Consider the following 22,732-nt stretch of genomic DNA (forward strand, 5'->3'; position numbering starts at 1 on the left):
GGTATTGGGTTAGTTAGGTTAGGTATCACTTAGCTGAATACATAGGCTTCGTGAAGCGAACCCGGCGAACTGAAACATCTCAGTAGCTGGAGGAAAAGACATCAACCGAGATTCCGTTAGTAGTGGCGAGCGAACGCGGACCAGGCCAGTGCCTGATGGTGAATTAGCAGAAGCTTCTGGAAAGTAGCGCCATAGCGGGTGACAGCCCCGTATGCGAAAATGAAACATCAGGACTCGAGTAGGGCGGAACACGTGAAATTCTGTCTGAACATGGGGGGACCACCCTCCAAGCCTAAATACTCGTATGTGACCGATAGCGAACTAGTACCGTGAGGGAAAGGTGAAAAGCACCCCGATGAGGGGAGTGAAACAGTACCTGAAACGGATTGCCTACAAGCAGTTGGAGGGCTTTTATGGCCTGACAGCGTACCTCTTGCATAATGGGTCTGTGACTTAATGTATCAAGCAAGCTTAAGCCGATAGGTGTAGGCGCAGCGAAAGCGAGTCTGAATAGGGCGCCAGAGTTTGATGTATTAGACCCGAAACCCGGCGATCTAGGCATGACCAGGATGAAGGTGCAGTAACATGCACTGGAGGTCCGAACCGATTAACGTTGAAAAGTTACCGGATGAGTTGTGTTTAGGGGTGAAAGGCCAATCAAGCCGGGAAATAGCTGGTTCTCCGCGAAAACTATTGAGGTAGTGCCTCGCACGAACACCTTAGGGGGTAGAGCACTGGATGGGCTAGGGGGTCGCGAGATCTACCAAACCTAACCAAACTCCGAATACCTAAGAGTGATATGCGGGAGACAGACGGCGGGTGCTAAGGTCCGTCGTCAAAAGGGAAACAGCCCTGACCTACAGCTAAGGCCCCCAAATCGTATCTAAGTGGGAAAGCATGTGGGACTTCCAAAACAACCAGGAGGTTGGCTTAGAAGCAGCCATCCTTTAAAGAAAGCGTAACAGCTCACTGGTCTAAACAAGAGGTCCTGCGGCGAAGATGTAACGGGGCTCAAGATACGTGCCGAAGCTTAGGGTGTGCCACTTATGTGGTACGCGGTAGCGGAGCGTTCCGTAAGCCTGTGAAGCGATCTGGTAATGGGTCGTGGAGGTATCGGAAGTGCGAATGCAGACATGAGTAGCGATAAAGAGGGTGAGATGCCCTCTCGCCGAAAGACCAAGGGTTCCTGCGCAAGGCTAATCCGCGCAGGGTGAGCCGGCCCCTAAGACGAGCCCGAAGGGGGTAGTCGATGGGAACCACGTTAATATTCGTGGGCCTGGTGGTGTGTGACGGATCATGTGTGTTGTCATCCCTTATCGGATTGGGATGGCTTCGAAATGGTTCCAGGAAATAGCCCCACCGTATAGACCGTACCCGAAACCGACACAGGTGGTCAGGTAGAGTATACCAAGGCGCTTGAGAGAAGTGTCCTGAAGGAACTCGGCAAATTGCCTCCGTACCTTCGGAAGAAGGAGGCCCTCACTATGCGCAAGCACTTTGAGGGGGCACAGGCCAGGGGGTAGCGACTGTTTAGCAAAAACACAGGGCTCTGCTAAGTCGGCTTCAAGACGACGTATAGGGCCTGACGCCTGCCCGGTGCCTGAAGGTTAAGTGGAGGGGTGCAAGCTCTGAAATGAAGCCCAGGTAAACGGCGGCCGTAACTATAACGGTCCTAAGGTAGCGAAATTCCTTGTCGGGTAAGTTCCGACCTGCACGAATGGCGTAACGACTTCCCCACTGTCTCCAGGACATGCTCAGCGAAATTGAATTCTCCGTGAAGATGCGGAGTACCCGCGGTTAGACGGAAAGACCCCGTGCACCTTTACTGCAGCTTCAGAGTGGCATTAGGAAGAAACTGTGTAGCATAGGTGGGAGGCTTTGAAGCATCGGCGCCAGCTGATGTGGAGCCATAGGTGAAATACCACCCTGTTTGTTTCTGATGTCTAACCTCGTTCCGTAAGCCGGAACAGGGACCCTCTGTGGCGGGTAGTTTGACTGGGGCGGTCGCCTCCTAAAGAGTAACGGAGGCGCGCAATGGTGGGCTCAGGACGGTCGGAAACCGTCTGTTAGAGTGCAATGGCATAAGCCCGCCTGACTGCGAGACTGACAAGTCGAGCAGAGACGAAAGTCGGTCATAGTGATCCGGTGGTCCCTCGTGGAAGGGCCATCGCTCAACGGATAAAAGGTACGCCGGGGATAACAGGCTGATAACCCCCAAGAGCTCATATCGACGGGGTTGTTTGGCACCTCGATGTCGGCTCATCACATCCTGGGGCTGGAGCAGGTCCCAAGGGTTTGGCTGTTCGCCAATTAAAGTGGTACGTGAGCTGGGTTCAGAACGTCGCGAGACAGTTTGGTCCCTATCTGCCGTGGGCGTCGAAATTTGAGAGGAGTTGACCCTAGTACGAGAGGACCGGGTTGAACATACCTCTGGTGTACCTGTCGTTCCGCCAGGAGCGCAGCAGGGTAGCTATGTATGGACGGGATAACCGCTGAAAGCATCTAAGCGGGAAGCCTCCCTCGAGATAAGATTTCATAGAGCCGTCGGAGACCACGACGTTGATAGATCGGATGTAGAAGTGCGGTAACGCATGGAGCTAACCGATACTAATTGCTCTATTCGCGCTTGAGAGTCTCACACCATCAATGACAACACTGGGTTCGCCCAGTTAGCCAACGATGCGTGCGGATGATTAAGACGACGCCAGATTGCCAATCCCCTCGCCGTCGAGGGATTGGTCGAATACCACTACACCAGCACTCGGTGTTCCGAGACGCTGGCTACGAACCATGCACGGTATCGATTTTAAAACCCTCAGGCTTCGCCGAAACGCGAACCCCGAGGGGCCCAGATATGAACGCAAACGCATGTCGCACCGGCTCCATTGCCTGGTGGCTATAGCGTCGGTGTCCCACCCGATCCCATTCCGAACTCGGCCGTGAAACCCGACTGCGCCAATGGTACTATCGCTCAAGCGATGGAAGAGTAGGTCGTCGCCAGGCATTGAAGCCCGTGCGACATGCAAAACGCAACATATCCAAAACCCATCACAATGTCTCATACACCCTTTCCCAAACGGGAACTCAAGGGCCATCACCCCAGATGGTGCCCTGTCGCGGGGTGGAGCAGCCCGGTAGCTCGTCAGGCTCATAACCTGAAGGTCACAGGTTCAAATCCTGTCCCCGCAACCAACTCACGAAAGCCCCGGACCCAACGGTCCGGGGCTTTCGTGCGTTCATGCGTGGGCGGTGCAAAGGCGAGCATGCAGCGTGTCGGATGGTGATCGGGCCGACTATCGTCGTTCCCGGGTCCTGGCGTTCACCGAGCTAGCTAACCTACTTCGACGTAGTTCGGCACAACCCGCTCTACCGTCCCGCCGGACATCGATAAACGCGCGCGGTCGCTTTCCTTCAGCGCCTGGCGGCGGCAACGCCTTCGGGGCGCGGGCCGGTTGCTCAACCGAGCTACCAACCGCCTCTCTTGACGACTTGCTTGTCGGCTGCGGTGACCGCGTCTCCGATGCCATCCCTGCCACCTTGAACGAACGGCAAGTACGCTAAGAGGATCGTAGGTCCGCCTTCCGGAATAACCAGATCATCTCACCTCGGCAGACGTACTCCGCGCTTGTGTCGTATGCTGCAAGGGCGCACGTCGCCGACGAGGAATGAAGTAGCGGAGAATCCGAATGACCGAGACCGCCGATTACACACCGCCAAAGATCTGGACCTGGAACAAGGAGAGCGGGGGCCGGTTCGCCAGCATCAATCGCCCTATCGCCGGCGCCACGCACGATAAGGAATTGCCGGTCGGCAAGCACCCGCTCCAGCTCTATTCGCTGGCAACGCCCAACGGGGTGAAGGTGACGGTGATGCTCGAGGAACTGCTCGCCGCCGGGCACACGGGTGCTGAATACGACGCCTGGCTCATCAAGATCATGGACGGCGACCAGTTCGGCAGCGGCTTCGTCGAGGCCAATCCTAACTCGAAAATTCCGGCACTGGTCGATCGCAGCGGCGCAAGTCCGGTACGGGTCTTCGAGTCCGGCTCGATCCTGGTTTACCTCGCCGAGAAATTCGGCGCGTTCCTGCCGACCGATGCCGCCAAGCGCGCGGAGGTGTTGTCGTGGCTATTCTGGCAAATGGGGGCTGGGCCAATGCTGGGCGGCGGGTTCGGGCATTTCTACGCCTATGCGCCGGTTAAGATCGAATATGCGATCGACCGCTTCGCGATGGAGGTGAAGCGCCAGCTCGACGTTCTCGACCGGCGTCTAGGTGAAAGCGCATATCTGGGCGGCGACGAGTATTCGATCGCCGACATGGCGGTGTGGCCCTGGTACGGCGCTCTGGTGAAGGGGCTCGTCTACGATGCTGCCGAGTTCCTTCAGGTAAACGACTACAAGAACGTCGTGCGCTGGACCGACGTGATCGCCGCGCGGCCCGCGGTGGCGCGTGGACGGATGGTCAATCGCATCATGGGCGAGCCGTCCAGCCAGCTCCCCGAACGTCACGATGCCGGTGATTTCGACACGCGGACGCAGGACAAGCTCGATGCTGCGGCGACCGACGGCGCGAAGGACTGACGTTTGCCAATGAGGCTTAGCGTTGGTTTTGCAGTCTGGCGATCTCGCGATGCCGGCCCCGTTCGACAGGGATCGTGCCTGCTCAGGCATCGATCCCAGTCGGGCGTTGCCTAGCCATCTCCCATGGCCTGGATGATGCGACGTGCGGCGCCGACGTCGCGCTCGACGACGGCAGCAGTGAAGCGTTCGATGATGGTGCGCAGGCGACCGGTCGGTGCTGTTGCAGCCGTCAGGAGCGGGCCATCGATCAATCGGCTTCCCCACTCCACGCCCAGGCGCTGCGCTTCGTCATTCGCGCCGACGACGATCGACGGGAAGGGCAAAACCATCCTGGGGGACGCGAAACCCCGGTGATGGAGGCCCGACTCCTCGGGCGCCACGAGCAGGGCGCCAGAGACGTTTGCCGTGTATGATTTCGGCGACAATCTTGCCCACCACGCGGCCGCCGCGCAGGCGCTGCCCTGGGCCAGGAGCATTACTGCCCGATTGGAAACGCAAACCGCGTCGTCGATGCGCGCTGCCAGCGCGGTTCGCTCCGCAACGGTGCGTCCTCTAACCGCGATGTGCTCTATATCGCCAAGTCGCGGAAACTCCGCGAGCCGGCTGAGCATGGATATCGCATGTTCGGGAACGAGCGCGATGAGCTTTAGCTGAGGGCTATCCAGGACAGAAACAGACACGATCCGGTCTCCCTTTCTATGGGCGCGCAGCCCCCATGTATGCTGCCCGTTTCATAGCTGAGACGCAACGCCGTCGGCCGGCTACGCGCCAGAATGGTGTATCCTGGCGCTCGGCGCATCGAAGCATGACGCGCTTCTGGCTTCCGGTCAGGTCAACCGCTGCCCCGACCACTATTGCGACAGGCTACCGACGGTACCAAAGTCGACGTTCTTGATATCGCGCCGCTAAGCCATGCCCCGGGAGAGCGAGACGTTTCAGTCGACGCAAACGTGCAGTTGAGGATCGCCGCTAGGCGCGGAGCCGGGGGGCAGCGTTTGGGTCGACGTATCTGATTGCAGAAATGCTTTTCAGAACATTCCCAAATCCCACGTCGAACGATCGAAATTTCCGATGTTGGGAAGGATCGTCGGCATGTCGCCTGCTGAAACACCGAACCAACCTGCCAGAGTCGAGGCATATTGATCGACCGATATCGTTGGCAGTAGCCGGCCTTGTCCGACGTCGTCAGACGTGTTGTTTCCTATCGCTGGTGCAACGCCGTAAAATTTCTGTCCCTTTACCGCGCCGCCCATCACGAAATGATGGCTGCCCCAGCCATGGTCGGATCCATCGTCGTTGGACTGCAACGTTCGACCAAAATCCGATGCGGTGAAGCTCGTGACCTTGTCCGCGACGCCCAGCGTCTCGGTCGTATCGTAGAATGCCTTCATCGCGTCGGCGACCTTGTTCATCAATGGCCCGTGCTGCGCGACAAGGTTATCGTGCATGTCGAATCCGCCCACCGAGACGAAGAAGACCTGGCGCTTGGCCCCGAGATCGGACGCCACCGAAATCATGCGTGCGACCATCTTCAATTGATCGGCCAAGGTGTTCCCGGTTGGGAACAGGGGAAAATTGGCGTCGGGCGCGCCGGCCAGTGCACCAGACACCTGGGCATAGGTATCCAGCGCGCGCTTGCCGATCCGCGCGTGTTCGCTGGCGATCACATTGGCGTTGCTGCCCGTCATCAACGCGCGCAACGTGCTCGCCGCGGGTGCCGAGGTATATAGCGAGGTAGCGTTGTTCATCAGCGCGACGGGGCCGCCGGTGCCGATCGCGTATTGTACTGCCGATCGTCCGGTCAGGTAGACCGCGTTGCCGCTGGCGTTGATGCAGGTCAGCGTTGCGCTGCCGTTACCGCTCTGGAACAGGTCGCCGATCCGTCCGCCCCACCCCGATGTCGCCCCTTCCGGATTGGACGCCTGGAAATAGCTTTGCTGGTCATTATGGCTGAACAGCTTGGGTGGCAGTTTAACCGTCTTGCTCGTGTATTGTGCTTTGGTCGTCGCTTGGACAAGCGTGCCGACGTTCAACGCGATGGCGACCTTGCCGCGATCAAACAGCTCTTTCAGCCCTCCCATCGTCGGCGCCATCGCGTATTGACGCCCACCTAAAGCATTGATGGGCGTCAGAGCCGTGGCGGCCAAGCTGTCGCGAGCATGCGCGATATTCGACCGCGCCGCGAGATACTGCGCGTAGCTGGCGCTGTCGTACGGCGGCAGCGTATTGGCATAGTCGTTACCGCCGTAGAGGAAGATACATACCAACGCCTTGTATTCGGTCGCGGTGGCGGCGGCAGCTTCGCCGATGGCCGCGAGGCTTGAAACGAATGGCGCGGCGACACCGGCCATACCCAGCGCGGTCGATCGCTTCAGAAACGCGCGGCGCGACTGATCTTGCATGAAATCCATGATGCTTACCTCAGTGTCAGATAGTCGGGCGATGCCAGCGTGAGCAGGACCGCGATGCGGACGCGATTGACGGGTCCATTGGCGCTTGTGGTCGATACGCTGTCGACCGCGCTCCTGATCGAGGCGACGGTCATGGCCGACAATTGCCCGGCGGCGAGCACGATATTGATCTCGTCGACCAGCGATGCGCTATCGGCCGCCTTCGTCAGGATCTCGGTGTAATCCGGTTTTACGTCGACCGTGCCGTTGGCGACCAACCCCTGCATATAGTTGACGTAGCCCACGACGCTTTGCTCGTTCGTGATCTGGAACTCCGGGGCGACGAGGCCGGCATCCGCGATCGCGGTCGACGGCGGCGTATAGCCGGGACGGAAAAAATTGAAGACGCTCGGGCTGCGGCCTACCGACTGGCCCAACTGGGTGGACGGGTTCGATGTATCGCCGATGGTCCATGCATTCGACGCCGAACTGGCGTTGAACATGCGCGCCCAACCGGTCAGGCGCATGACTGGCTCGCGCAGTTTTCCCGCAGTGCTGCTGGCCAACGCCTCATCGCTACGCGCTTCGGAATCCAGTAGAATGGCTTTCAGCACGGCTTTCATGTCGCCGCGCGTGCCGCTCCCGTTGTTGGCGAATACGGTTGCGACGCGGCTGACATAGGCCGGCGATGGATTACTGGTGACGAGCCGCTGAATCAGCTGCTTCGACAGGAAAGGCGGCATGTTCGGATGCGCGAATATCGCGTCGAGCGCGGTCTTGATCGCAACCATCCCGCCGCCGCTGGTCGACGTTCCGAGAAATGTCGCGACGCCGGGCTCGTTCTGCGCCGCGGTCATGACGAGCGGCAGGCGATAGCGGTCGGGCGTCGTGCTGACCGCATTGGCGAGGTTGAGGCCCGTGAAGACGCGTGCCAGTCCCGAGACATCGGCCAGCGTGAAGGTCTCCAACGGCACGCCGTCGACGGTCTTGACGCTACCATCCATGTTCAGCTGATACGGCCCCAACGAGAATAGCTGCATCAATTCGCGCGCATAGTTCTCGTCAGGCTGTGCGCCCGTTACCGGGTTGGCCTTGCGATTGGCGAGGAAGGTCAGGAACGACGCCATGGCGGCGTTTGTCGTAATCGCGTCGAGCAGCGTGCGATAATTGCCGAAAGCATTGTCCAGCAGGACATCGATATAGCCAGCCGTCGCGAACTGCTTCCAGTTCAGGTTAACACCCGAGATGCCCACGACGAGGATATCGAGCAGAGCCATTCCGACCCGTTGCCGTAATTGATCCGGCTCGACGATCATCTGTCGCCACAACGTCGAGTCAAATCCCCTCTCGGTGGTGATATAGGTGGAGGCAGCGAACCCGTTCGCGACCAGCCAATCCCAGTGCGTCGTCGCGCGTGGCATCGCGAACTGGTCGTCGAGCCAGCCGGCGAGCGTACGGGCAACCACGGTGTCGATCAGTCCCCGGGTTGCGCCCATTGTGGACTGGGCGAGAAATCGGCTCGCCTGAGCCGCCGTGATCCCTACCGGCGCAACAACGACAGGCGCGGTCACTGTCGGGGACAGCGCCTCTGCTCCTCCACACGCTGCCAATGCCAGCACAGGCGTCAGTGCCGCGAGTTTGAGCGGCACCGGGCAATCACCGACGACGTTGTCCGCTGGCGCGTCCACCGCGCAGCCCAGACAGGCATTTCCTTGCACCAAGATTTCCCCGCTATGTTTGATCTCCCGTGCAGTGCATCGGGAGGGCGTTGTTCGCCGATATCGGGGAAGATTCTGGCAAGACCTATTCTAGGTTACGGAGTCCGCGGCTTTTTTCTCGAGACGTACTGATCGTTGCATAAATGTCATATAAATCGAAACAGAAATGGCGGTTAAGCACCTAGATAAACAACGATAAATATTTTAGTGAGGTTCGTTAATTCTATACGGAAAATACACGAATTGGTTCGAATCGTAGCGCAATACGTCGGCTTCAATCCGAGCATCGCAGTCGAACAGGGTGCTTCGTATAATTGGTGCTGGCTTTCGAGCATGACCCGGCATCTTCGTCGCGGGTCGAAACGCATCCTGCCAGTACGTTGTTTTGGAGGATTTCCCGATCGAACGGGCGGCGTCTTCAATTCCTGCGAGGATGCGCCGAGACATCGCCATCCGTACGCCGTGTCATCAACAGACCAACGAACATGCCCAGCGTTGCCGACAGGGCAAAGGTCCGCAGCGGATAGTCGACGAGCGAATGAAGCAGTAGCAGCACGATCCCGATAATGGCGAACCGCCTGATACGGTCTCCCTGCCGATACGTGCGGACTTCAGCCAGTGCCAACAACAGAACCGCACCGCAGATGGCGAGGACAGCGACCAATCCTGCCTCGACCAGAAATTCGAGATAGTCATTGTGCGCGCGGTTCGCATAATGACTACTGACGTGATCGAGTTGCTCGACCGCATGGTGGGCGAGCACGAAATTGCCCATGCCCGATCCTGTGGGGAAGTGGGCCAGTATTGCGGCCCAGGCCCCCTGCCAGATCTCGATCCGAGACCGATCGTCGATCGTCGTAAGACGATGCACCAGATGCTCGACCGCGCCGGTCTGTGCGACCAGCGCCAGAACGGCCGACAGCGTGACGATGCCGATCGTGAACGCCGCCAGCGTATGCGGGACGTTCCTCCTCCATTTCGTTGCGAGGGCGATCTCGCTCAGGATCGATGCCAGGCATCCGATGACCAGCATTGCCGATGCCGCGCGCGATCCTGTAGCGACGACACCGGCACCAAACGCCGCCGCCAGCGCGCCGCCCCATATCCTGGCTGGTGCCAACCGGCCTCCGCCGGCCGTTTCGCACAGGGATAACGCCGCTACGGCGGCCAGCGCCAGGAACGTTCCTTGATGGTTCCGGTTCGCGAAAAAGCCGAGCGGCAACCCAAAGCTGTTGTTCAGGAAAATATAGGCGTGGCTGTCGCGCCCGATCATCTGCACCATGCCAAGCACAAGCCCGACCGCGGCGAGGGTGACGAAGCCCCATAGCAGTATCCGACGGTCCCGGTCGACGAGCGACGCCGTGATCAAGATCATCGTGATAAACGGCAGAGTCGAGACCGCGCTGCGCAGCGTGGCATCGGGATTGATGCTCAATGGTCGCCAGGGATCGATCCCGACTGCCGCGTCGATCGCCACGACGGCGTCCGTGCCAGGAAGGCGCGTCCAAATACTCGGTGGAAGCGGTACCAACTGCATAAGCGGAATCGCCACTACGCTGAGGATCAGCAAAGCGGCCCCGAATGTCGGGCGAAAGCGGCCGATCCACATCCATAGGATGAGCACCGCGATCGCGGTCCATTCGACGAGCATTTCGAGCAGCGGAACGTAGGATGCCGAACCGCCCAGCACGATGCTGGAGATCAGCAAGACAAGTGCCGAACCGAGCAGGATGCGGTTTCGGCGTCGATCATCCGAGCGCATCTCAAGGTGCATTCAGAACGCATTCCGTTGGACGCAGACGCCCACAGTACGGCCGATGATCCAGAGATCGCGCCAGATCGACCAGCCCGACAGATATTCGAGGTCGGCGTTCAGACGGTGAGACAGGTCTTCGCGCCGCGCGGTCGCACCGCGAAAGCCGCGTACCTGAGCGAGTCCCGTCATGCCCGGCTTGACGGCGTGCCGCTCGAAATACCGGGGTTCGATCTGCCAGAACAGCAGATCCTCGGCCGTCGAACCCATCGCGTGGGGGCGGGGCCCGGCTATGCTCATATGCCCGAGTATGACATTGAAAAGCTGTGGAATCTCGTCGATGCTGGTCTTGCGCAGGATCGAGCCGACCGCGGTGATCCGATCGTCGTTACGACGGGTGGAGAGCGTTCCGTCGGAATCGGCCTCTGCGGCGCGCATGGTACGAAATTTGAGGATCGAGAAGATCCGGTTGCCGCGACCGACACGTTGCTGACGGAAAATGATCGGCCCGGGAGAGTCGAGCCGGATGGCAAGCGCCACAACGACGAAAAGGGGAAGCAGCGGCAGCATCAGCGATACGGCGATCGCAAGGTCGAGCGCACGCTTGAGGATGCGATGTCGCAAACTCAGTGGTTTGCACCCGACACCGAGCGCTGCGTGAGGGCCGTGATGCCGCAGCCGAAGAGGTCCGAACACGTCGATTTCCGGCACCAGCAGATCGACATCGACGTCGAGACCCCGCAGCAATTCGATCCATCGCGCACGCCGCTCCGGATGACAGGCGAGTATGACGCGGTCGCACCGGCGTAGGAGATGGCCGATACGATCGAGCAATAACGGATCGACGTCGCCGGCCGCGATATGACTGCAATCGGCGTTCAGGACGAAGGCGTTGCGGGCCAGTTCGAAGTCGCGCGTGTCGACGCCGTCGACCAACACGACCTCGGTGGTGAAACGATCGTTCGCCAGTTGCTTAGCGATTATCCCGAACCCGATGCGGGCGGCGAACAGGAACAACACCGCAAGGGCGACCCCGATACCGAATGCTGCGCGCGACACGCTGTCGCTGATCCGGAAGAAGAACAATAGCGCAAGCGCGGCGGCGGACGCTGCCAGCACGCTCCCCAGGGCGATGAGCACGCCCTTGCGATAATTGATGAGGACCGCGGTCGAATAACCGCCCTTTCCAATCGACAACAACAGGAACAGCGGCAGTATGATAAGGATGTTTCGCGCCACCTCATGGTCGACCAGCGTGTCGAACCGGAAAAGGCTGCCAAGTGCGAGTGCCGCCAGCACAGCGGTGACATCGCTGACCACGAGTGCGAGTTTCAATCGAAGCCGAAGCATTTCCCGGGCTTCATAGATATTGGCGCCAATGCCATTGGGCAGGTCGAAGCCGGTGCTTCGCCGCGTGGCCGAACGGTCTTCCGGACTTCGGTCCCGAGCGGACGATGGGAAGCCATCGAACAACGATGGATGCATACGGGTTGAGGAGATCTGCGTCATGGTGGAATGCTCATCCCTTCTGTGCGCACGATCAAACCGAGTAGGCTTCCTGCTATGCGAGAGCCGTACAGTTCGCATCTGCAACCTTTGAGAGGATTCGGGTTTTCGGCCGCAGGCAAAGTCTAATGGGAGTCCAAGAATACCTACACAATATTGGCGATGCCGCGTCATTAGCTTTTAGGCATTTTTGCGTTGCAGCAAGGCCAGTCCAATCGCTTTGAATAAAGCGGGCTTCTGCGCCGGATGATGTTTAAATTGCGATGCGTTCAGCATGGCCAGCGTACGGGGGTAGGCGAATGAAGCATGATGCATTCGTACTGCAGCATACGCGAGGATTCGGCGATATTGATCGCGAAAAAAATATTGACGGTCAAAGCTCTCTGGAAGCGCGGAATCCTGCGTCAGGTATTGAAAAGATCCCCGTGAATTTCGAATCAGGCGATGCCGGCATGAAATTGTATGGCAATAATGGCTACGTCGATTGCTGTACTACCTGGTTTGAACTGGCAGCGCCCGGTCAACTGGTAGTCATCGATGACACGGAGTTTTCCGTAGGCGATGTTGCATCACTCGGCGAGCTGCTTTGGCGTGCCGATGCCAAGCTCGATACCGGCTCGCGCGACAGCCTAATCAAACCCGCAGGACATGGTCCCGCGATCCGGCGCCAAGAAGTTCGCGTCGCCCCTCTGAATGAGCAGTTGTGTCGGTCGAACCCGAATACGCCGCCGCGGCCATACGTCGCGGGAGATCTGTTGCGACCGTTACCTGGTCGATTTGGCCGAAGAACGCGTACCGGCATCGATGCGGTTTCGCCTCGACGGCATGGCGAACGTCACCACCAGGGGCAGGTGATCTGCGCCAGCGCTGGACGTGCCGAGGCGGGACTCGATCGGGATCAGGTCGCGCGATGCAAAGACATGGTCGATGCGGATGTACGGGAAAAGGCTGCCGGCGCGACGTGCCCCGGTCGGAAAGGTGAAGCCCGGCCCGCGCCCGGCCGCCAGCCATGTATCACGGTAGACGTCCGCTATAATCCGATACCCGTCGTTCCAGGGCGTGGCATTGAAATCTCCGGCGAGGATACCGGGCCGATGGGCGTCGATGTCGGCCGCCAGCGCGTTGAAGAAAACTCGCTGCGCCACAGTCCGGCCATAGGATTTCGGAGCGTGCAGGCTCCAGACCGTAACGGGGCCGGACGGCAACGCCGCGCGCGCACGCAGGACGTGGCCTGGCCCTTCGACACCGCTGATCGGGCAACGGCATGCAACAAGTTCGTTGCCGCGCCGGACGATCGACCAGCCGCGGCTACGGCGGCCAAGAGCGCGAGTGAAGGCCGGGACATCGACTTCCTGCGCGACGATCAGGTCCGGTGTCTCGGCGAGTATCATCGCGGCGGCGGCTTCCATATCGTGGTTCGAGGTTCTGAGCGACGCGGTCACGAGCCTGATTGTAGGCGCATCGTTCGTGACCGCGGGTCGACGACCGATCGCGACGCCGCCGTGCGTCAGAATTACGATGCCCAGGACGATGCCAACGGCCGACCTGAGCCAGGCGCGGTCGGTCGCGAGCCAACCCGCTGCGACCATCGCAACGATCGCCCACCAGAAACCGAACGCATTGACGTAGCCGATCAGGCGTCCGCCATCGCCGAGCGCGAGAAACAGCAGATACCAGAGCAGGGTCGCGCCGATAACGCTGGTGGCGGTCCAGCGCGCAGAGCCACGCCACGCAGGTCTGGCAACCGAATGTTCCCGCTTCAGTGCTCGACGCTGGACCATCCGGACGCTCCCAACCAGCTCTCGAGAGGGGGCGTGGCAGCGACATCCGCCCCGCGCAAGTGCCCCGCCGGACGTCTCTCTACCAAGTTGAATAGACCATTCCCGCCCGGTCACGCCTGTCGCGACACGAGCATCAGACCATTTCGTTGGAGGACCTTATGAAGATCGCGATTTTCGGCGTCGGTTACGTCGGGCTGACCTCCGCCGCATGTCTGCTGAACGACGGCCACGTCGTGATCGGCATCGACCTCAACGAACGCAAGGTCGACATGATGAACATGGGGGAGAGCCCGATCTTCGAGCCAGGGCTTGATGAACTGCTCAAGGCGGGCGTTGACGACGGTCGGTTCAGCGCGCGATCCGCAATCGGCGAGGAGATGGCCGATGTCGATGTCGCCATCGTCTGCGTCGGTACGCCCAGCGGGGCCGACGGTGCGCACGACATGCGCTACATCGCCGAGGTATCGCATCAGGTTGCGACGGCCGCCAGCGATCGCGCTGCGGATCGTAACCCGCTGACCGTCGTCTATCGCTCGACGATGCGTCCTGGGTCGATGGAGAAGCTGATCGCGCCCATCTTCCAGCGCTATCATGGAGACGCGCTCGAACGGATCGAACTGGTCTACAACCCCGAGTTCCTGCGAGAATCGACTGCCATCGCAGACTATTATGCTCCGCCGAAGATCGTCATCGGCACGCGCAACGGCAAGCCATCGCTGATGATGGAGGAGCTTTACGCGAAGATCGAGGCACCACGCTTCACCGTCGGCTACCGCGAGGCCGAGATCACGAAGTTCGTCGACAACAGCTTCCATGCGCTGAAGGTCGCATTCGCCAACGAGATCGGGCGCATTTGCATACGCGAGGGCGTCTCTGCGAGAACCGTCCATCAGATCTTCGTCGCTGATACCAAACTGAACATCTCGCCCTATTATCTCCGGCCGGGCGGCGCTTTCGGCGGCTCGTGCCTACCCAAGGACGTCCGTGCGCTGACATTTCTGTCGAACGAGACCGGCGCCGAGACCTTCGTCATCGACTCCATCCTGCGCTCGAACGAGGCCCATAAGCGCTTTATCTACGAAATGGCGATCAAGGACGTCAAACCGGGGGCACGCGTGCTGCTGAACGGGCTGGCGTTTAAATCGAACAGCGACGACCTGCGCGAAAGCCCGTTCGTCGATCTCGCTCGGCGGCTGCTGAGTGGTGGCTACGACCTGCGGATCTGGGATCCCCAAGTCGAACCGGCATCGCTGCTAGGGCATAACCTCGGCTATTCCTTCTCTCATCTGCCCGAACTTAAAGCATTGCTGCTGCGTGACATCGAGGACCTGGAGGACGAGGAACCGAGCGTCGTGATCGACGCACGCGGCGACGCTCACCTCCTGCCGTTTGCCTCATTGACGATCGTGCCGATCAACGTGCTGGCATGACGTCCGTGCCCGTTCCCGCGACGATGGTCGCGCCCGATGGTCGTCCCCGGCGGGTGCTGATGATCGTGGAAAACCTGCCGGTCCCGTTCGATCGGCGCGTCTGGATGGAAGCGACGACGCTGCGCGATGCCGGCTATAGCGTCAGTATCATATGCCCCGAAGGCAAGGGCTATCCGCGCGGCCATGAGGTGCTGGACGATATCCACATCCATCGCCATCCCTTGCCGACCGAGGGTAACGGTCTGTTCGGCTACCTGCTGGAATATGGCACTGCGCTTTCGTGGGAACTCGCGCTGGCGCTGAAGATACAGTTCACGCGTGGCTTCGACGTGATTCACGCGTGCAATCCGCCCGACCTGATCTTCCTGGTTGCGATGCTTTTCCGGCCCTTCGGCAAGAAATTCGTGTTCGACCATCACGACCTGTGCCCCGAACTGCTCGAGACGAAGTTCGGCAAGCGCGGCCTTCAGCACCGAGCGATGGTGATCGCCGAGCGACTGACCTTCGCGCTGGCAACATTGTCGATCGCCACCAATGAAAGCTATCGACGGATTGCGATCGAACGCGGACGTATGCGCCCGGAGCGCGTGTTCGTCGTGCGATCGGGTCCTGATCTGCGCAAGATCAAGCCGGTTCCACCCCAGCTGGATCTGAAGAAAGGACGACGCTTCCTGGTCGGCTATGTCGGGGTCATCGGCAAGCAGGAGGGGCTCGACCTGCTGGTGGAATCGGCGGCGTGGCTGAAAGGGCAGGGGCGTGACGATATCCATTTCGGTATCGTCGGTGGCGGCCCGGAACTGCCCATGATCGAGGCCTATGCCGCGCAACTGGGCGTGGCGGATGCCTTCACCTTCACCGGCCGAGCGTCGGATGACGTGCTGATGGCAATGCTCAGTACCGCAGATGTGTGCGTCAATCCCGACCGCGTCGACACGATGAACACCCTCAGCACCATGAACAAGATCATGGAATATATGGCGCTCGGCAAACCGATCGTTCAGTTCGACGTGATCGAAGGCCGATTCTCCGCGCTGGAAGCCTCGGCGTACGCGAAGCCGAACGACCCGGTCGATTTCGCCCAGAAGATCGTCGAGTTGCTCGAAGATCCGGATCGGCGTGCGGCGATGGGCGCATTCGGACTGCAAAGGATGCGCGATTCGCTATCCTGGGAGCATGAACGGCCAAAGCTGTTGGCCGCCTATGATATGGTCTTTGCGGGAACCGCGGCGACGGAACCGAGTATCGCCTGACGTTACATCTCAAGCCTGGCGCGAACTTTCGTCGCGGTGCCACACGCGGTTGCGTCCAGTTCGCGCGTTCCAGCGATGACGCAACCGCCCGATGCTCTTTATCGCAAGGTAGATGGTGATGTCGACGACAGTCGTTCCATTACCGATCGTCCGCCGCAGCGTGCCCGACGAGGTCGACCGCGCAACCTGCGGAGTCGGAAAGGCGTCTGCCAATTCCGCATCCCCCGCACGCCGTCGCCCTTCGATTCGCAGCAGGTCGCCAAGCGTGCGCGGCGGAAAGATCGTAAAGTATATCGGAACGCCCTGGTGGTCCGCGCTGACCCGGCGGCGAGCTGCCGGTGCGAACCGCGTACGAACATAGCCGTCATCGGCGATGATCGACGGGAAGACACCGACCGTTGCGAGCCCTTCCGCTGACAAGCCGTAGACCCCTGAGCCGACCATGCCGTCGCTGACATAGGGTTGGCCCAGCCAGACTTTGTAATAGGCACGCACTGCGGCGTCGGTGTCGTGCATGTCGACGGCGATCGCAGGGGCCGCGACCATCACACCGCATTCGCGCAAGGCGGCGGCGGTGGCGAGAAGCGCATGGTAAGATACGACGACGTCGGCGTCGACGAAAAAGCGCGGCATGGTCGAGGCCGCGGCGTTGCCCATGTTGAGCGCCAGCGGCTTAGACCCTTGTGCGATCTCGATCACCGTAGCGTTTGGCGCGGCCTGTCGTGCACGCGCGGCGGTCGCATCGCTACAGCCGTTGCATGCGACGATAATCTCCGGCTCTCGACCGGCGGGTGCATCCGCCAGCAACGCCGCGAGACACCGGCCGATCACCGCCTCTTCGTTGTAAGCGGGAATGACGACGGAGAACGGTGGATCGTTCGATCGCGACATCAATGCATGCCCTCATTGAGGCCGCGTGGGTCGCTGCCGGGGGAGTCGTAGCCCAGCCACCACCGCGACGGGCGCAGCGCGATCGGTTCGTACGCGCGTCGCATCGCCGCCGCACGCGGTTTGCGCCAGCCGAGTGCGAGACCATAGGCGAAGCGCTGCGCCGCGGCCGTCCATATCAGCGCGGCCGCGACCGTTGCGCTCGATCCGCGCCAGTGCTTTCGCGCGAACTGCATCTGTCCCACGGTGCGGTAGAACGTGCGGGTCGGCGACAAGGCTTCGCCACTGCCGACATCGTGGACAATGGCGCTATCCGGGGTCGCCAGCACGACATGTCCTGCCGCCTTGAGGCGGACGAACAGATCGACCTCTTCCGAATACAGGAAAAAAGTCTCGTCGAACCCGCCGAACGCGCGCCACACATCCGTGCGGATCATCATGAATCCGCCGCACAGCACGTCGACGGGTGCCGGCTCCCGGGCGTCGTCTGCCAGTCCGCCGGCGCGCATCCCCGATCGGTCCCCGAGGACCAGCCGCGCCAGTGCACCAAGCGTAGGGATGACGATGTGATTGCCGGAATCGGGATGACCCGCCGGCGAGACCGTTCGTCCCCCCCAGGCGACCGCGTCGGGACGGCTGCCGGCAAAAGCAAGAAGGCGATCGATGGCATCGTCTTCGACGCGCGTATCGGGGTTGAGCAGCAACAGATACGGCGCACGCGCTGCTGCCGCGAGCCGGTTGTTGCCCGCCCCGAAACCGATATTGCCTTCGCTCGCAATCGCCCGCACTTCGGCAAAACGTTGCGTAACTGCGGCCCCCCCGCCGTCCGTGCCGTTGTCGATGACAAGAATTTCGATCGGCGCGCTGGTATGCGCGATAACCGACCCGATGCATGTCTCCAGGAAGGCGCGCGACTGATAGGCAACTACGAGAACGCTGAGCCGCGGCGCCTCGGGCACAAGATTGTCGCGCATCATAGGCTTTCCGCTACCAATCGAGACGAGGGGGTATCTTTCCGGCGCATCAGTATTCGCCAGTCGATCCCCGCACGTGCCAGGGCAAAATAGACGCCAGCGAGGCACAGGCTCGATGCGCCGACAAACATCGATATCCTCGCCGACCAGCTGCCGGACGTCGTAGCCAGTACTGCACCCGTTCCGGCGATTGCGACCAGGGGAACGAGCAATGCGGTCCAGACGTCCGTCGCGGTGAAGCCAAACCGCCGCATGCAGCGCCAGCCGATCCAGACGAGGCCGACAAATTCGCCGACACACATCGCCGCGACGAAGGGATCCAGCGATGGGTTCAGCCACGCCGAGATCATTCCCAGCACGGGACTACCGAGCGCCGCTGCGGTTCCGAACAGGATGAAGCCGGTATCGCCGACCGCCAACGCCGGCGGTACCGGCAGGCCATAGAGGATCTTGATCGCCACGAGGATCGCCGCAAGCGCGAAGAAAGATTGGTCGATCGCGAAATCGCTGCCGAAGACGAGGCTGGTCACGGGCTGGCCAAAACATAGGACGCCGAGCCCGTAGATCGCCGCGATTGCCGCCAACGCGATCGCCCATCCCCGGTAGAGATTGGCGACCGGTCGCCGCCCGCTCTCGTGATTGGCGAATACGGGGAGCGTCACGCTCGTCACAAAACTCTGGATCATGCTGCGCGGCATGAGCGCGACCATCATGTTCACGTTATAAACTGCGGCGACGCCGAGGCTCATGAAGGCGCCGACGATCAGCCGGTCCGCCATGTGACGGCAGGCGAGCGAGATTCCATTGGGTACGAGCGGCAGGCTGAATTGCAGGATCGTCCTGGCTTCGTCGGGCGACCATGCCAGTCGCCACCGCGTCCGCACGGTCGTGTGCGAGACCAGCACGAACGCGACCTGCGCACCGAGCAAACCCGCGATCATGCACCGGTAATCGTGCCACGCGAACGCCAGTCCGACCGAGACGATGGTCCAGACGATCTGGCTGGTGGCGACCGTGACACCCTCCGGCCAAAAGCGATAGTCGCGCATCGCTTCCTTGATACCGAGGTTCATGAATCCGCGGATGAAGCTGGCAAGACCGAGCAAGGAGAAGGCCCACCACTGACCGGGTGAATCGAAGGCGCGGGCGACGAGCGGCCCGATCGCGCAAAGAAACAGGCCGATGATCGCCCCGCGCAACACACTCAGCGCATGCATCGTCCCGCGACCAAGTTCGGAATCCGGTATCTTGCGCACGATGGCGTAGCGATCGAGACCGATGTCGGTCGAGAGTTCGACCAGCGCTGCCATCACCGACAAGGTGATCGCCAAGCCGAACTGGTCCTTGGGCAAAAGCCGGGTCAACAGGATCGCGCGCAGCAATGGAAACGCGACTTCGCTGGCACGGCCGATTGCGAGGACGCCGGCCGATCGCGCCTTACGACCGATCAACCCACGGTTTCCCGCAGCCGACGATCACCATTCCGATTGGGGGCCCACATGCGGCTACCCTATGGCGGGGTTGCGGCCTGCACACCTTCAATATGACTGACGCGGAGCCGAACGCCGCGCGATAGCATCGCGGCCAATGGCGGTCGCTCGATTGCGACATGGTACGCTAAAAGGGGAATGCTATGAAGTTCAGCGAACCCCTGCACGGGTTGCGCGGCGTGGCGTCCATCATGGTCCTGCTGGCGCATGTCAGCTTTGGATATTACGACCATTTCTATCGCAGTTCGGCCGGCCTCGGCGCGGTCGTACCCTATGTCGCCAATTTCGGCACGTTCGGCGTCGAACTGTTCTTCGTGATCAGCGGCTACGTCATCAGCGCCAGCTGCTTGAAATATGATCCGCTGGCGTTCGCGGGGCGTCGCCTGATGCGGATCTACCCGGTGTTCGCGGCATTCACGCTGCTGTATTTTGTGCTGAACAGCTTTGCCCATTACGAGCCGGCGAGGATGGGCATCGGGCCATTGTTGGCCAATCTCACCATTCTCGACCTGTTTTTCGGCACCGCGACGATGATGACTCGACTGATCGGAGCGATCCTGTTCTTCGTACAGGCAGTAATCGCAGGGCCGGGCTTCTTCGCAAGTGCGCTCACCTGCGCACCGGCGCGGTTCGTCGGGACCATCAGCTACAGCCTGTATCTGACGCATCCGTATACCTATCTGATCATGCGAGAGACCTGCAAACGCCTCCACGTGAGCAGCTATCCGTGGCAGGTGACGCTTGTGCCGTACCTTGCTGGGAATCTCATCCTTGCACTGGGTGTCTCATGGTGCGTCCATCGCTTTATCGAAATCGCGCCGTACAAGCTGATTTACGGCCAGCGTATCTACCGCGACCCGCTCGAGACAGTGGCCGGCACGGCCGCGCCGGATGCAACGCCGGTTGACGCCGCCCGCATCGCGAACGGATTGCGGCCATAATCCACCGCGATATCATCGAACAGCAAGGTGCGCTCGGCAATCGCCGGCTCGGTGTGGCGATACCCCCAACCAGGAACGTAGACGCCGAGCTTGAGGTAGGGGCCGATCAAGTCCCGGTGCGCGTTCGGTCCGCGATCGCTGACGATATGATGACCGTCCAGCCAGGCGTCGACGCTGCCTGCGCCGGTCGTCGACCAGTGCACGCGTAACACCCAGTCAAGCCAGCGTCCTCTGCGTAGCGGTGCGCTGCCGATCATGCGGATACCCTCGACGTTGCCGACAGCCGTCTTCGTGGTGCGCAGCCGGCGGTCCCAGCTCTTCGTCACCTCCCAGCGATTACCGACGATGGCGAGGTCGAGCGGAGGATATTTTCCGGGCTCGAGCAGGAACCAGTCCTTCGACCCGTGCCATTGGACCGCGATCACGCGGGTCGGGCTCGCCTGCCAAGTGTTCGGTACGAAAATATGTACCCGGTACCAAACCGTTCCCCCTAGCGGGTTGGGCAGCAGGCGCAGTTCGCTACGGAAGTTGCCCTTGATTCGTGTATCGCCTGGCCGAACCGTGAAGCGGCGTGCCCACCCATTCCGGCCCGGAACGAGCGCGGTGGAAGTGGTGCAGCAATATTGCAGCGCATAGTCGCTTTTCCGCAAAACAAGTGCCGCCTCGTTCTGCGATGTCGGTTCGCCGGGCTCGAAGCCGATGGTTACCGGATGACTATTGCTGAGGCTGACGAGGTCAAAAACGACCAGATACACTGCAAGTACCAGTGCCCCGATCAGCAACGCCGCCCAGCTCAGCACCGTCCGCGACCGCTTTGCGATAAGTATCATCTGCACCTCATTAACGTCACGCTGCGTATCCGGCGCTCCGCCTTCGCGAAATCGCCCGATATGACAGGCGTATCGCACTTCGATGCGGCTTCTCTCTTCAATCCTAGGGTGCGTAGCGTGGTCGAAAGCCCGCTAGGCTCTCATCGCGCGCGTGCCGTCATCTGGCAGGCATGATACCGGGGCAGGGCGATAGCGATGCGGCACGATAACAAGTGGCTGGTCTTGCGGATTCACTCTACCGCCTCACGGCTCAGTCGATGGGCTGCGCTGGGGTGGCAAGATCTTCGCGGTAAACGGCTATCTTATCGCAGGCTTTCTCGATCGGTCGCGCGATCTAAAGCCGTATGCGAGGCGCGCGTTGCACTGCGTTCTGGAGCCGATTGTCCGCATTCTCGCGACGATCCTGGAACTGAGTCTTTCGTGTCGATCCTGCCGACCGATGAATATTCCCATGACCCGCGGACGATCGGTTACCTGCTGGGCAACGCGACATTGCTATCGATCCGGTTCTGGTTTCCTGCGTTAGATTAGGCGTCGTCTCGTGTCTAAAAAAGGTTAGATCGTTCGGGGGCGGCAACTGTCAAACCGGTTCTCGGTATCCGTCGAAGGGGAAGCTTCGGGCCAGCCGTTCGATTGTTGGATGGTCGATCAACGACCGATCCTCCCGTAAAAGTTTACCAATATCCGAGGGCGTCAAGTGCCACCAGCCGCTGTCATCCAGCGCTGCACACAGGTCGTCAGGAAACCGCATCCGCAGTAATTTCGCCGGGTTGCCGACGACGATTGCGTAGCGAGGTACGTCGCGCGTTACGATGGCGCCTGCGCCGATTACCGCGCCGCGTCCGACGAAGCTGCAGCCCGGCAGCAGCAGCGCGTTGTGGCCGATCCAGACGTCGTCCTCTACTACCAGCGTGCGCGGGACGATGCGGTCGCAGTCGACGAGGCCGAACGCGCGCTCGTACAGCATCGGATGCGTGGTGATCGCTTCCAGCGGGTGGTTCGCGTTGACCGCACGTGCCGTCTTGGCGAACGAGCAATACCGTCCGATCGTGGCCGGTCCTTGGACTCGCCATGGATCAAAACAGCCATAGGAATACAGGCCGACGTCGATGGCGTGGGTGTCGCGGAAATAGGCCCGGAGCCATCCATTGTCATATTGGCGATTGCGGACACTGAATAAGCGCGCGCGCTGCGCCATGCG

14 protein-coding genes, 1 tRNA gene, 2 rRNA genes and 1 pseudogene (1 of these 18 running past the window's edge) are annotated in these 22,732 nt (G+C 60.7%); 7 read left to right on the top strand and 11 right to left on the bottom strand.

Annotated elements, in window-relative coordinates:
- From SJY41_RS19600 to yghU, 4 genes are all read left to right on the top strand, one after another.
- A 23S ribosomal RNA gene (locus SJY41_RS19600) occupies nucleotides 1–2,631 on the top strand; it begins 166 nt to the left of the window's first position.
- Nucleotides 2,632–2,888: 257 nt separating this feature from the next.
- Nucleotides 2,889–3,003: ribosomal RNA gene (gene rrf / locus SJY41_RS19605) — 5S ribosomal RNA — on the top strand.
- A gap of 112 nt (nucleotides 3,004–3,115) precedes the next feature.
- Nucleotides 3,116–3,192 (top strand) — tRNA-Met (locus SJY41_RS19610).
- A gap of 494 nt (nucleotides 3,193–3,686) precedes the next feature.
- Complete coding sequence (gene yghU, locus SJY41_RS19615) at nucleotides 3,687–4,580, top strand: glutathione-dependent disulfide-bond oxidoreductase (protein WP_380783889.1); 894 nt, start codon at nucleotides 3,687–3,689, stop codon at nucleotides 4,578–4,580.
- A 263-nt stretch (nucleotides 4,581–4,843) separates the two neighbouring features.
- Here yghU and SJY41_RS19620 read toward each other — a convergent pair.
- The 6 genes and pseudogenes from SJY41_RS19620 to SJY41_RS19645 all read right to left on the bottom strand — a co-directional run.
- Nucleotides 4,844–5,191: pseudogene (locus SJY41_RS19620) on the bottom strand (alpha/beta hydrolase); the annotation flags it as partial.
- 417 nt (nucleotides 5,192–5,608) lie between these two features.
- Nucleotides 5,609–6,991, bottom strand: coding sequence for a DUF1501 domain-containing protein (locus tag SJY41_RS19625; protein WP_380783890.1), 1,383 nt, complete (start codon nucleotides 6,989–6,991; stop codon nucleotides 5,609–5,611).
- 5 nt (nucleotides 6,992–6,996) lie between these two features.
- Nucleotides 6,997–8,658, bottom strand: coding sequence for a DUF1800 family protein (locus SJY41_RS19630; protein ID WP_380783892.1), 1,662 nt, complete (start codon nucleotides 8,656–8,658; stop codon nucleotides 6,997–6,999).
- A 448-nt stretch (nucleotides 8,659–9,106) separates the two neighbouring features.
- Nucleotides 9,107–10,462: an O-antigen ligase family protein gene (locus tag SJY41_RS19635; protein WP_380783893.1), complete on the bottom strand. Its 1,356-nt coding sequence runs from the start codon at nucleotides 10,460–10,462 to the stop codon at nucleotides 9,107–9,109.
- Entirely contained in the window at nucleotides 10,463–11,776 is a 1,314-nt protein-coding gene (locus SJY41_RS19640; RefSeq protein WP_380783894.1) for an exopolysaccharide biosynthesis polyprenyl glycosylphosphotransferase, read from the bottom strand.
- Nucleotides 11,777–12,711: 935 nt separating this feature from the next.
- Nucleotides 12,712–13,728 carry an endonuclease/exonuclease/phosphatase family protein gene (locus SJY41_RS19645; RefSeq protein ID WP_380783895.1) on the bottom strand — a complete coding sequence of 339 codons (1,017 nt, stop codon included), beginning with the start codon at nucleotides 13,726–13,728 and terminating at the stop codon, nucleotides 12,712–12,714.
- Between the two features lie 158 nt (nucleotides 13,729–13,886).
- On the opposite strand from SJY41_RS19645, the gene SJY41_RS19650 reads away from it, so the two are divergent.
- Both SJY41_RS19650 and SJY41_RS19655 read left to right on the top strand, forming a co-directional pair.
- Nucleotides 13,887–15,158 (top strand): nucleotide sugar dehydrogenase, encoded by a 1,272-nt coding sequence (locus SJY41_RS19650; protein ID WP_380783897.1) that lies wholly within the window; start codon nucleotides 13,887–13,889, stop codon nucleotides 15,156–15,158.
- Entirely contained in the window at nucleotides 15,155–16,408 is a 1,254-nt protein-coding gene (locus SJY41_RS19655) for a glycosyltransferase family 4 protein (RefSeq protein WP_380783898.1), read from the top strand. The genes SJY41_RS19650 and SJY41_RS19655 overlap by 4 nt, the downstream gene beginning before the upstream one ends.
- A 9-nt stretch (nucleotides 16,409–16,417) precedes the next feature.
- Here SJY41_RS19655 and SJY41_RS19660 read toward each other — a convergent pair whose 3' ends face one another.
- The 3 genes from SJY41_RS19660 to SJY41_RS19670 are packed head-to-tail and all read right to left on the bottom strand — an operon-like array spanning nucleotide 16,418 to nucleotide 19,721.
- Nucleotides 16,418–17,299: a glycosyltransferase gene (locus SJY41_RS19660; RefSeq protein WP_380783899.1), complete on the bottom strand. Its 882-nt coding sequence runs from the start codon at nucleotides 17,297–17,299 to the stop codon at nucleotides 16,418–16,420.
- Nucleotides 17,299–18,270 (bottom strand): glycosyltransferase family 2 protein, encoded by a 972-nt coding sequence (locus SJY41_RS19665; protein ID WP_380783900.1) that lies wholly within the window; start codon nucleotides 18,268–18,270, stop codon nucleotides 17,299–17,301. Before SJY41_RS19665 ends, SJY41_RS19660 begins: the two co-directional genes overlap by 1 nt.
- A complete protein-coding gene (locus SJY41_RS19670; protein WP_380783902.1) occupies nucleotides 18,270–19,721 on the bottom strand; it encodes an oligosaccharide flippase family protein in 1,452 nt (483 codons plus the stop codon). The genes SJY41_RS19665 and SJY41_RS19670 overlap by 1 nt, the downstream gene beginning before the upstream one ends.
- 182 nt (nucleotides 19,722–19,903) lie before the next feature.
- Here SJY41_RS19670 and SJY41_RS19675 point away from each other — a divergent pair, with 182 nt between their 5' ends.
- A complete protein-coding gene (locus tag SJY41_RS19675) occupies nucleotides 19,904–20,701 on the top strand; it encodes an acyltransferase family protein (RefSeq protein WP_380783903.1) in 798 nt (265 codons plus the stop codon).
- Here SJY41_RS19675 and SJY41_RS19680 read toward each other — a convergent pair.
- Both SJY41_RS19680 and SJY41_RS19685 read right to left on the bottom strand, forming a co-directional pair.
- Nucleotides 20,608–21,531, bottom strand: coding sequence for a polysaccharide lyase (locus tag SJY41_RS19680; protein ID WP_380783905.1), 924 nt, complete (start codon nucleotides 21,529–21,531; stop codon nucleotides 20,608–20,610). The genes SJY41_RS19675 and SJY41_RS19680 overlap by 94 nt on opposite strands.
- Before the next feature lie 580 nt (nucleotides 21,532–22,111).
- Nucleotides 22,112–22,729 (bottom strand): CatB-related O-acetyltransferase, encoded by a 618-nt coding sequence (locus SJY41_RS19685; protein WP_380783906.1) that lies wholly within the window; start codon nucleotides 22,727–22,729, stop codon nucleotides 22,112–22,114.
- Between the last annotated feature and the right edge of the window lie 3 nt (nucleotides 22,730–22,732).

The sequence above is a fragment of the Sphingomonas sp. R86520 genome (assembly GCF_042466285.1).
Classification (GTDB): Bacteria; Pseudomonadota; Alphaproteobacteria; order Sphingomonadales; family Sphingomonadaceae; genus Sphingomonas.